Source organism: Caballeronia sp. LZ062 (genome assembly GCF_031450785.1).
Lineage (GTDB): Bacteria > Pseudomonadota > Gammaproteobacteria > Burkholderiales > Burkholderiaceae > Caballeronia.
On the sequence record NZ_JARTWB010000003.1, the window covers coordinates 491,752 to 503,408 of the forward strand.

Annotated in this window: 10 protein-coding genes; 6 read left to right on the forward strand and 4 right to left on the reverse strand. The window is 65.4% G+C overall.

All coding sequences use genetic code 11. The features are described from left to right. Position 1: 1 nt before the first annotated feature. Positions 2-1,567 (reverse strand): diguanylate cyclase domain-containing protein, encoded by a 1,566-nt coding sequence (locus P9239_RS22385; RefSeq protein ID WP_309755002.1) that lies wholly within the window; start codon positions 1,565-1,567, stop codon positions 2-4. Positions 1,568-1,780: 213 nt separating this feature from the next. Here P9239_RS22385 and aroQ point away from each other — a divergent pair, with 213 nt between their 5' ends. Next, positions 1,781-2,218: a type II 3-dehydroquinate dehydratase gene (gene aroQ, locus P9239_RS22390; RefSeq protein ID WP_309755005.1), complete on the forward strand. Its 438-nt coding sequence runs from the start codon at positions 1,781-1,783 to the stop codon at positions 2,216-2,218. A 28-nt stretch (positions 2,219-2,246) separates the two neighbouring features. On the opposite strand, the gene P9239_RS22395 is transcribed toward aroQ, so the two are convergent. Both P9239_RS22395 and P9239_RS22400 read right to left on the reverse strand, forming a co-directional pair. Continuing rightward, the gene (locus tag P9239_RS22395) at positions 2,247-2,411 is read right to left on the reverse strand and encodes a hypothetical protein (RefSeq protein WP_309755008.1); all 165 of its coding nucleotides are present in this window, start codon (positions 2,409-2,411) and stop codon (positions 2,247-2,249) included. Between the two features lie 55 nt (positions 2,412-2,466). Beyond that, entirely contained in the window at positions 2,467-2,724 is a 258-nt protein-coding gene (locus tag P9239_RS22400) for a hypothetical protein (RefSeq protein WP_309755010.1), read from the reverse strand. A gap of 326 nt (positions 2,725-3,050) precedes the next feature. Between P9239_RS22400 and P9239_RS22405 the strand changes: the two genes are divergently transcribed. Then, complete coding sequence (locus P9239_RS22405) at positions 3,051-4,457, forward strand: amino acid permease (RefSeq protein WP_309755013.1); 1,407 nt, start codon at positions 3,051-3,053, stop codon at positions 4,455-4,457. Positions 4,458-4,479: 22 nt separating this feature from the next. Beyond that, positions 4,480-5,676 carry an amino acid aminotransferase gene (locus P9239_RS22410; protein WP_309755016.1) on the forward strand — a complete coding sequence of 399 codons (1,197 nt, stop codon included), beginning with the start codon at positions 4,480-4,482 and terminating at the stop codon, positions 5,674-5,676. 108 nt (positions 5,677-5,784) lie between these two features. Here the strand turns inward: P9239_RS22410 and P9239_RS22415 are convergent, their stop codons facing one another. Further along, entirely contained in the window at positions 5,785-6,078 is a 294-nt protein-coding gene (locus P9239_RS22415; RefSeq protein ID WP_309755019.1) for a hypothetical protein, read from the reverse strand. Positions 6,079-6,478: 400 nt separating this feature from the next. Here P9239_RS22415 and P9239_RS22420 point away from each other — a divergent pair, with 400 nt between their 5' ends. From P9239_RS22420 to P9239_RS22430, 3 genes are all read left to right on the forward strand, one after another. Beyond that, the gene (locus tag P9239_RS22420) at positions 6,479-6,802 is read left to right on the forward strand and encodes a hypothetical protein (RefSeq protein WP_309755022.1); all 324 of its coding nucleotides are present in this window, start codon (positions 6,479-6,481) and stop codon (positions 6,800-6,802) included. A 191-nt stretch (positions 6,803-6,993) separates the two neighbouring features. Beyond that, complete coding sequence (locus P9239_RS22425) at positions 6,994-9,573, forward strand: glucose/quinate/shikimate family membrane-bound PQQ-dependent dehydrogenase (protein ID WP_309755025.1); 2,580 nt, start codon at positions 6,994-6,996, stop codon at positions 9,571-9,573. A 351-nt stretch (positions 9,574-9,924) separates the two neighbouring features. After that, positions 9,925-11,628, forward strand: a complete 1,704-nt coding sequence (locus tag P9239_RS22430; protein ID WP_309755029.1) for a PQQ-binding-like beta-propeller repeat protein — start codon at positions 9,925-9,927, stop codon at positions 11,626-11,628. Positions 11,629-11,657 lie beyond the last annotated feature (29 nt).

Sequence of the window (11,657 nt, forward strand, 5' to 3'; positions counted from 1 at the left end):
GTCACATGCGATGCGCAGGCGTGCCGACCGCTTCGAGTGCCTCGCGCGCAGCGAGCGCGTCGTTTTCCGAGAAGCGGTATCCGCCGCGTCCTTCGGTCTTCGCCTCGTACAGCGCGATGTCGGCGCGTTTGAGCGCGCGCTCGAACGATTCCCCCGGCTTCGCGAGTGCGATGCCGATGCTCACGCCGACTTTCGCGACCATGCCCGCGTCGAGTTCGTAAGGCAACGACAGATCCCGCACGATGCGCCGCGCGAACGCGACGCTCGCCGCATTCGCGATGTACGTCGCGACGATGGCGAACTCGTCGCCGCCCAGACGCGCCGCGAGTTCGCCGTATCGCATCGCGTTGCGCAGACGGTCGGCGACGCGCCGCAGCAGTTCGTCGCCCGCGTTGTGGCCGTGGGAATCGTTGACATGCTTGAAGCCGTCGAGATCGATGTACATCACCATGACCTTTTCGCGATTCGCGCTGCCCGCCATCAGCCGCTCGGCGTGATCGCCGAGATAGCGGCGGTTCGGCAGACCGGTGAGCGAGTCGTGATGCGCCCAGTGCAGAATCTTCGCTTCCGCGCGGCGCCGCTCGGTCACGTCCTGGACGATGATCACGGCGCTGCCGTCCGGCACCGGATCGCGGCTCAGCTCGAGCTGACGGCCATCGGGCAGCGTCACGTCGAGCGGCGCGTGGCCGTCCTTCAGCCATTGCGCGCAGCGCGCGGTCACGCTCGTGCGCAAAGCTTCGCCGTGCTGCGCGAGCGCGAGATAGCCGATGAATTCCGGCAGCGGCACGCCGAGACGCAGCATGTCGGCGGTCGCACCGAACAGTTCGGCCACCTTCCGGTTTGCGATGACGACGGCGCCCGCCGCGTCGATCGAGGAAAGGCCGTGCGGCATGTGCGCGAGCGCGGCGTCGAAGCGCGCGGCCAGTTCGGCGTGCTCTGCTTCGGCCGTCATCAGCGCGACGAGATTGCGAAAGTGGCGGCGCACGACCACGGTCATCGCCCCGATATAGACGGCGAGCGGCGGCACGAGCATCCAGTAACCGGCGGGGCCGAGGAGCGCGCCCGCGGCGATGGGCAGCGTGCCCGCGCAGATCTGGGAGGTCGCGAGGTGCGGCACGCCCGCGTTGCGCGACGCGATGCCGCCGAGCATCCCCGCCGTCACCATGATGGCGAGCGAAGCGAGCATGGCGTCGCCGGACATGACGCAGGCCATCGTGCCGAGGCCGGTCAAACCGCAGGCGGCGAGCCCGAACGGTGCGTAGCGCCGCGCCCACGGTTCCGGCGCGGGCGCCTCTCGGCGGCGCGCGGCGCGATAGCGGCAGACGACGACCACGCGCGCCAGGAGCAACAGCGCGTCGGCTAGGAACCAGACGACGGCCCACGGCCTATGCACGCGCGTGAGCGCCGCCAGCGCGACGAACGCGGTCGACCCGCCCGCGAGCAACAGCGGACGGATGTCGTCGAGCAGAGTGAGGAGCAGCGAGGAGCGAATGCCCGGCGTGATGCGCCCGTCGCTCGCTGGCGGCGTCGCCAGGAGGGAATCGAGCAGGGACGAAGAGCCTGACATGCGAATGACCGGCGAACCGGAAGAATGCGGAAAAGGCATCGGTGAGGCGCGGGCGGACCGGCGTGGACCGTCATACGCTTGTTTACGGCAGCAAGCCGGAGAACTGAATGCGCGTCAGCGGGCGCGATGGCCTAATGTCTATTGTCATCGCGCGAGCCGGCCTTCAGAATCTGCGGAACCTCAAGCCCGCTGCTTCTCAATCAAGGACACACCATGGCAAAGATCCTGACGCTGCACGGCGTCAACCTCAACATGTTCGGCAAGCGCGACCCGAAGCAATACGGCACCGCGACGCTCGCGCAGATCGACGAGCAACTGGCCGCGCTCGGCAAGGAGCTGGGCGTGGAGGTGGAGTGCTATCAGACGAACATCGAAGGCGAGATGTGCTCGCGCATCCATCAGGCGTTTACCGAAAACGTCGATGCCGTCGTCATTAACGCGGGCGCGTGGACGCATTACAGCTACGCCATCCGCGACGCGCTCGCCATTCTGACCGCGCCCGTCATCGAAGTGCATATGTCGAACGTCCATGCGCGGGAGGCGTTCCGGCATGTGTCCGTGTTTTCCGAAGTCGTGAAGGGACAAATCTGCGGCTTCGGCGTGGAAAGCTACCTGCTCGGACTGCGCGCGGCGGTTTCCGCGATCAAGTGATGCCGCGTGCAACCGCGCGTCGGGTTCGTCACGCGGCGCGGCTCGCGTCCTTCACGGCGGAGGCGGCGGCGCGGCGCGTGCTGCTTTGCACCGGCACAGGCTTCCGGTCGCGCAGCGTCGCGCCACGGATGAACAGCACGGCGAAGAGTGCGCAAACGGCCCAGACGGCGGCGATGATGGTCAAGTAGTTCATTTTCGTTATCCTGATTCGGTGCTCGTTCTGTGTGCTCGGTGGTGCTCAGAACCGCTCAGAATGGCGCGACGGGCATCGTGAGCAGGCGGCCGATCAGCCGTTGCGCGATGGCGTGCTGCTCGGCGAGCGTTTCTGCGGCGTCGGCGTCGGGCTGCGCGCGGACCTGAGCGGCGAGGCGCAGCACGTTGTCCGATGCCGTGCGCAGTTCCGCGAGCAGATCGGCGTCGAAACCCGCCATGCCGGCCTGCGATTCGATCGCGCCGAAAATCGCCGTCTGTTGCGGCGTGCTGTTCGTTTGCATCGTCTGGAACATGTTGGCTTCCCCCGTGAGTGGATGAATGGATTCTGCGCGGCGCGCTTCGAAATCAATCCTCCGAAAAAGACCTGATTCCGGCCTCAGTTTGGTTGGTTGACGGCGGCGCTTCGCGCCGCGTGAACGCACGAGGTCCGTCCGGCAAGGCTTTGCGGGCAGCGGGGCGGTAAAATCGCGTGTTTTTTCGGCTCGGCCGGACGCATGAGTCGGCTAACGCGCCCAGTGCGCGCTGGCCCGTCGTACAAAAAAACAACACTTTTCGCGTTTTTTCCGGCGCGCGGCGTCAACGCGGCGCGCGTCCTTCGCAGTTCAGGCAGACATCGACAATGGCTTCAGGCAAGAACCCGGCAACACCGCACGACACCCCGCAGCACGACACCCTCAGGCGCGGACTCAAGAGCCGCCATATCCAGTTGATCGCGCTGGGCGGCGCCATCGGCACCGGGCTTTTCCTGGGCGTCGCGCAGACCATCAAACTCGCCGGGCCGTCCGTGCTGCTCGGCTACGCGATCGCCGGGCTGATGGCGTTTTTCATCATGCGGCAGCTGGGAGAAATGGTCGTCGACGAACCCGTGGCCGGCTCGTTCAGCCATTTCGCCGACAAATACTGGGGCCACGCGGCCGGCTTCGTCTCCGGCTGGAATTACTGGGCGGTGTATATCCTCGTGAGCATGGCGGAGCTTTCCGCCGTGGGCATCTACATGCAGTACTGGTGGCCGGCGCTGCCGCCGTGGGTATCGGCGCTCGCGTGTTTCGTCATCGTCAACGCGATCAATCTCACGAGCGTGAAGTCATACGGCGAGCTGGAATTCTGGTTCGCCATCGTGAAGGTCGCGGCCATCGTCGGCATGATCCTTTTCGGCGGCTATCTCCTCGCGTCGGGCCATGCCGGGCCGCAAGCCAGCGTCACGAACCTCTGGCGGCTCGGCGGCTTCTTTCCGTACGGCGCGAGCGGTCTCGTGATGTCGATGGCCGTCATCATGTTCTCGTTCGGCGGGCTGGAACTCGTCGGCATCACGGCGGCTGAAGCCGAAGACCCGTCGCGCAGCATTCCCCGCGCGACGAATCAGGTCATCTACCGCATCATCATTTTTTATATCGGCGCACTGGGCGTGCTGCTTTCGCTGTATCCGTGGGACAAGGTCGCGACCGGCGGCAGCCCGTTCGTGCTCATCTTCCGCGAAATGAACAGCACGGTCGTGGCGAACGTGCTGAACGTGATCGTGCTGACGGCCGCGCTCTCCGTGTACAACAGCGGCGTGTATGCCAATAGCCGCATGCTCTACGGTCTCGCGCAGCAGGGCAACGCACCGCGTGCGCTGCGCGGCGTGAGCGCGCGCGGCATTCCGCTCGCGGCGCTGTTCGTCTCGGCGGTCGTCACGGCCGCGTGCGTGCTCATCAACTATCTGATTCCGGGCCGCGCGTTCGGACTGCTGATGGGGCTCGCGGTAGCGGCGCTCATCATCAACTGGACGATGATCAGCATCATTCATTTGAAGTTCCGCCAGCACAAGCGCGAGCGCGGCGCGGTGACGTCGTTCAAAAGCCTCGGTTATCCGTTCACCAACTATCTGTGCCTTGCGTTCGTCGCGTGCATTGTCTGGGTGATGTACGAAACGCCGGATCTGCGGCTTTCCGTCTATCTCATCCCGCTCTGGCTGGCGGTTCTCGGAATCGGCTACTATCTCAAAACCAGGGGCGCCGCGCGCCGTCCCGCCGATCCTTCGTCCTGACTTTTCCCCTGATTTCGAGACCATGTTCGAACATATCGATGCCTATCCCGGCGACCCGATTCTCACGCTGAACGAAAACTTCCAGAAGGACCCGCGCACGAACAAGGTCAATCTGAGCATCGGCATCTATTTCGACGACGCCGGCCGCTTGCCCGTCATGCAGGCGGTGCGCGAAGCGGAACGCTCGATTCTGCAGGAACTCGGCCCGAAGCCGTATCTGCCGATGGCCGGTTTCGCGCATTATCGCGACGCCGTGCAGGCGCTGGTGTTCGGCACGGGCAGCGCGGCGCGCGCCGAAGGACGCATTGCGAGCGTGCAGACGCTCGGCGGCTCGGGCGCGCTGAAAGTCGGCGCGGACTTCATCAAGCGATACTTTCCGGCGTCGAAAGTGTGGGTGAGCGATCCGACGTGGGAGAACCATCGCTTCATCTTCGAGCGCGCGGGCTTCGAAGTGAACACGTATCCGTACTACGACGAAGCCACCGGCGGTCTGCGTTTCGACGCGATGCTCGACGCCATCGACGCGCTGCCCGCGAAGAGCGTCGTGCTCCTTCATGCGTGCTGCCACAATCCGACGGGCGTGGACCTCGACGAAGCGCAGTGGGTGCGGATCATCGACGTGCTGCAAAAGCGCGACCTGCTGCCGTTCGTCGACATGGCGTATCAGGGCTTCGGCTCGGGGCTGGACGACGACGCGTTCGCCGTGCGTGAGCTCGCGCGCCGCGGCGTGCCGGCGTTCATCGCCAACTCGTTTTCGAAGAACTTCTCGCTGTACGGCGAGCGTTGCGGCGGCCTGCATGTGATCTGCGACGACGCCGCCGAAGCGGACCGCGTGCTCGGCCAGCTGACGAGCGCGGTGCGTGCGAACTACAGCAATCCGCCGACGCACGGCGCGAAGATCGTCACCAAGGTGCTCACTACGCCGGAACTCGCGCAATCGTGGAAAGAAGAACTCGCCGCGATGTGCGAGCGCATCGCGCGTATGCGCCGGGCGATCCACGACGGACTGCGCGACCATGTACGCGGCGAAGCATTGTCGCGCTACATCAAGCAGCGGGGCATGTTCACGTACACGGGCCTCGAGGCGCCGCAAGTGGACCGTCTGCGCGAGGAATTCGGCGTGTATATCCTGCGCTCGGGGCGCATGTGCGTCGCGGGCCTGAACGAGAGCAACGTGCAGACCGTCGCCGATGCCATCGGCAAGGTGCTGGCGAAGTAAGGCATCGTTCGACGCTTTTGTTTCACCACGCGGGACACGAGAGCACCTGCTGCGGCGGCAGCGTGCCCGGTCCCGCGTCCACTTTCGAACCGCGCGGCGGCGTCGAAATCAGGCGCACGCTGTTTCTCCGGCGCCTTCTCCTGCAGTCGCGAGCACGTACTGCTCGGCGCTGCCGTCCGGCTGCCAGTACACGCGATACACCGCGCCATCCTCATAGATATGCAGCGTGCCGTGCACGGCCTTCCCGCCTTGCACGAGATCGGCGCGCGCGCCTTCCCGCAACGTCAGCGCGTTGCCCGAATCGCCTTGCAGCACGCCGCACGGAGTCTGGTCGGCGTGGGCGTGCGCGCTTACGAGCAAGGCCGCGCAGAAAAGCGCGTGTCGGAATGGCGAAACGTTCATCGGCAATACCTTTCGGAAATGAATTGGCCGTGGCTTACAGCAAGTTGCGTGCAGCTCGTGTACGCCTAGCCGCGCACCCGACGCGATTCGTTTCGCCGTTCCTGCGCGCGTGTGCTACCTTGAATGAGCAGCGTTTGATGACGCAGCGCCATGTCAGTGACCGCTCCTGACGAAAGGGCGGACTCCTCGCGTTTCGCGCGCGTTACCGGCTCGGATATCGCGTGCAGAGGCAGGCGAATCGGATGTCGTGGACGATGGCTATTCGCTGCGGGAGCACGTGAACCGGTCACGGCACGGCATGGGTGGCGGCGTTCGAAAAGGACCTCAATATGGGCGCGTTCGGCTGAGTCCACGTGCCGCGCAAGTGTTTTCAACGCATCTTTTTGAAGCGGAGCACGCGATGAGACCGACCGAATTCGCATCGTTCAGGGCGCACCTTGGCATGCTGCTTCGCGACCTTCCGCGCGGCATGACCGCCGATCTGACCGATGTGGCCGTCGCGTACTGGAACGGCAAGCAAGTGGTCGGCGCGTATTTGCGCGACAACGGCTGCATCGATGAAGACTTCGACTTCGACGAGAACGCCTGGGGCGTCTGGCGCGACGAGTTCCTGCTCTGGTTCGACGCGCCGCGTTTCTCGGAACGCAGCGATCTAAAGGCCGCGCTCGTTTCGGGAACGCATTGCGCGACGGTTCATGGCGGACGGTGGCCGCGTCCACGCTAATAGCACGACGCACGGACTCGATACATCGCAATAAGCCGCTTCGTCTTCCTTCTTCCTGCTTTCCCGCTTCCCTGTGTGCCTTCCCTACGGCGAACGGCACGTGCCTTGCTGCCGCAAGCGCGTCTGGCAACGTCCGAACCCCGGCCGATGACGGCCGCGTTCCGCCATTCTTCGTCAGGGAGGGTTGCAGCATGGCGAGTACATCAAGACTTCACCCGCTCACGTTCGGCACGGCGATCGCGTTTATCGTGATCGGCGTGGTGCTCGCGGCAGGCGGCGCGTATCTCGTGACGCTCAATGGATCGTGGTACTACGCGATCACGGGCGTCGCCATCGTGCTGACCGGGCTCTTGCTGCTCATAAGGCGCCGCTCGGCGCTGCTGCTTTTCGCGCTCGTGCTGTTCGGATCGACGATCTGGGCCGTGTTCGAAGCGCGCTTCGATTTCTGGCAGCTTCTGCCGCGTTTGTGGATCTGGGTCTTGCTCGCGCTGTGGCTGCTGATTCCGTACGTGCATCGCGGTGCGCTCTTCGGTCCGCCCGCGACCGCGCGTGCTGCGCGCGTGCCGCTCGCGGCCGCTATCGTTCTGGCGGTGCTGCTCGGCATCGGCACGTACTTCACCGATCCGCACGATCGCGCGGGCAGTATCGACGTGAGCGTCGCAGCCGATCCGAACCAGCCCGACGCGAACGCTGCGACCGCACGGCAGCCGGGCGACTGGATCGATTATGGCGGCTCGCCGCTCGGCCAGCGCTATGTGCCGGTTGCGCAGATCACGCCGCAGAACGCGCATCAGCTGAAGATGGCGTGGACGTTTCGCACGGGCGACATGCCCGGACCCGGCGATCCGACCGAAACCACCGACGAGAACACGCCGCTGAAAGTGGGCGACACGCTGTTCCTGTGCACGCCGCACAGCAAGGTGTTCGCGCTCGACGCCGCCACCGGCAAGGAACGGTGGCATTTCGATCCGCAGATTCAAAGCCCGGTCGGTTTCAAGCACTGGGAGCATATGACTTGCCGCGGCGTCGCTTATTACGATCCGGCGATGCACGCGGCTGCGGCTGCGGCGGCACCGGCACCAGCCGCGCAGGAAGCGGCATCCGATGCACAGGCTTCCGCGCCTGCCGCCACGGCGGACGTCGGGTCCACGCCGGCCGCGTCCGGCGATGCCGCCTCGACGCCCGCCGCATCGAGCGACGCCGCCGCGTCCGCACCCGCACAGGCCGCCGATCAGACGGCCGCGCAACCCGCCGCGCCCTCGAACGAATGCCCGCGCCGCCTCTTTCTCCCGACCGCCGATGCGCGCCTCATCGCGCTCGACGCCGACACCGGCAAGCTCTGCACGAGCTTCGGGAAGAACGGCACCATCGACTTGCGCACGAACGTCGGGCCGTTCACGCCGGGCGGCTATTACTCGACCTCGCCGCCGGCGGTTGCGCGCAATCTCGTGATCGTCGGCGGTCACGTGACGGATAACGAATCGAATAACGAGCCGTCCGGCGTGATCCGCGCGTATGACGTCAACGACGGCCATCTGGTCTGGAACTGGGATTCGGGCAACCCGGACGCCACCGAGCCGATTGCGCCCGGCGGCACGTATGTGCGCAACTCGCCGAACATGTGGTCCGTCTTCAGCGTCGATGAGAAGCGCGGCATGATTTATCTGCCGATGGGAAATCAGACGCCCGATCAATGGGGCGGCCAACGCACGCAGCAGGCCGAGCGTTTCGGCGCGGGCGTCGTCGCGCTCGATCTCGCGACGGGCAAGCTGCGCTGGAACTATCAGTTCACGCACCACGATCTCTGGGATATGGACGTCGGCGGCCAGCCGACGCTCGTCGATCTGCAAACACCGCAGGGCATGCAGCCGGCGCTGATTGCATCGACCAAGCAGGGCAGCATTTATGTGCTCAACCGCGAAACCGGTCAGCCGATCTTCCCGATCAACGAGGTGCCGGTGCCGCAAGGCGCGGCGCGAGGCGACCGCACCTCGCCGACGCAGGCCGTGTCCGCGCTGAACTTCAATCCGCCGCGCGTGCGCGAAGCGGACATGTGGGGCACGACGCCCTTCGATCAACTCTGGTGCCGCATCAAGTTTAAGAGCCTGCGCTACGAGGGGCCGTTTACGCCGCCGTCGGAGCAGGGCACGCTCGTGTTCCCGGGCAATTTCGGCGTGTTCGACTGGGGCGGCGTGTCGGTCGATCCGGTGCGGCAGATTCTCATCGCGAATCCGGATTACATGGCGTTCACGTCGAAGCTGATTCCGCGCGAGAAGCTGGACGAACAGGCGGGAGAGAAGAAAGGCAGCGAGACGAGCGGCATCAAGCAGGCGCGCGGCACGCCGTTCGGCTTCGAGCTGAACGCGTTCTTGTCGCCGCTCGGCATTCCGTGTCAGGCGCCGCCCTGGGGCTATATCGCGGGCGTCGATCTGCGCACGGGGAAGATCGCGTGGCAACACAAGAACGGCACGATTCGCGACAGCGCGCCGCTGCCGATTCCGATGCCGCTCGGCGTGCCGAGCCTAGGCGGAACCATCGTGACGGCGGGCGGCGTCGCGTTCCTTACTGGGACGCTCGACCAGTACGTGCGCGCCTACGACGTGCACAACGGCAACAAGGTGTGGGAAGCGCGTCTGCCGGCGGGCGGCCAGGCGACGCCGATGAGCTACGCCGACGCGAGCGGCAAGCAATATGTCGTGGTGACGGCGGGCGGGCATGGTTCGCTCGGAACCAAGGCGGGAGATTACGTGATTGCGTACACGTTGCCGTGAGCGTGTAGCGTGAGCGCGAGAGGAACGGGCGGCCGCGCGAAGCACCGCCGCCCGCTCTGGGCTTACGTCGCGCGGCGATAGGCTTCGGCCATCAACGCGCTCACCTTCGCGCGGGCCTTGAGGGCGTCGCGGACGGCATCCGCGATAAACGAAAAAAGCGGGGCTAGGATTCCCATGGCAACTCCTTGAATCGGTGGCGTCTAGGTTAACTACCTAGGTAGTAACCCGTATATTAGCAGGTTTGATGCGCCGCAGCAAACGCCCGTCCGATAAGAGTTAAACGGACGGCGCGCCGCGAGCCATAATGGAGCGCATCCGCGTGCCCGGTTCGTCGGCGAAAGGAGAATGCACATGAGATGGCATTTTTCGAATGGCGCAGTGCTGTCCTTCCTTGGCGCGGCGATGATCGCGGCGGCGATCGCCGTCGGATGCAGCGGAGGCGGTTCTTCTTCGACGAGTTCGTCAGCAGCCGGCGGCGGCGCGGCCAATCCCGCGGCGGCGTCGGGTGCATCGGGCCCGGCCACGGACGGCACCGCGCCGCAGCCGGTCGCGCACGCGATGGACGTCGCCACTTACCATAACGACATCGCGCGCACGGGCCAGCAGCTCGCGGAATCCGCGCTCACGACCGCGAACGTCAACGCGGCCGCCTTCGGCAAGCTCGCCGTGTATGCGGCGGACGGCCCCGTCGATGCGCAGCCGCTTTTTTTGGCCGCTGTCTCCATGGCGGGCGGCGCGCACAACGTGCTGTACGTCGCGACCGAGAAGGCGAGCGTCTTTGCGTTCGACGCCGACACGGGCGCGACGCTCTGGAAAGCGAGCACGCTCGCAAGCGGCGAGACCCCGAGCGACGACCACGGCTGCGGTCAGATAACGCCTACCATCGGCATTACGGCTACGCCTGTCATCGACCGGGCGCGAGGCGCGATGTACGTCGTCGGCATGTCGAAGGATGGTGCGGGCCGCTATCACCAGCGGATTCACGCGCTCGACATCGCCACGGGCGCGGAGCTTTTCGGCGGGCCGACGGAGATCGCCGCGTCGTATCCCGGCACCGGCGCGGGCAGCCAGAACGGGCGCGTCGTCTTCGATCCGGGCCAGTACGCCGAACGCGCGTCGCTCCTGCTGCTCGATGGCGTCGTCTACACGTCGTGGACGTCGCATTGCGATTTCATGCCGTACACCGGCTGGGTGATCGGCTACAACGCGGCCACGCTGCAACAGGCGAGCGTGCTGAACGTGACGCCCAACGGACAAATGGGCGCGATCTGGATGAGCGGCGCGGGCCTCGCATCGGATGGCACGTCCATCTATTTTCTGGATGCCAACGGCACCTTCGACGCGACGCTCGACGGGCAGGGCATGCCCATCCATGGCGACTTCGGCAACGGCTTTCTCAAGCTCGGCGTGACGCCGACGCTCGCCGTCACCGATTATTTCCAGCCGTCGAACACGGTGCAACAGTCGAGCGCGGACGAAGATCTCGGTTCCGGCGGCGCGCTCGTGCTGCCCGACTTAGCCGATGCAAGCGGCACGGTCCGCCGTCTCGCGCTCGGCGCGGGCAAGAACTCGGTGATCTACGTGGTCGATCGGGATTCGATGGGCAAGTTCGACTCGAACGCCGATCACATCTACCAGGAAATTGTCGGGCAGATTCGCGGACCGATGTTCAGCATTCCCGCGTACTTCAACCGGACCGTCTATTTCGGCGCAATCGGCGACAGCATCAAGGCATTCACGATCACCGACGCGCGCCTTTCGTCCACGCCCGCCAGTCAGACGCCGACGAGCTTCGGCGCGCCGGGCGCGACGCCGAGCGTGTCGGCGAACGGCGCGGCGAACGGCATCGTGTGGGCGGTGGAAAACGGCACCATCGCGGCGCTGCACGCATACGATGCATCGAATCTCGCGCGCGAGTTGTACAACAGCAATCAGGTGGGCGCGCGCGATCGGTTCGGTCAGGGCAACAAGTTCATTACGCCGACCATCGCGAACGGCAAGGTGTACGTGGGCACGCGAAGCGGCGTAGGCGTGTTCGGTCTGCTTTCGCGATAGCATCGGTGGCGGCATTGGACTGTCATGAG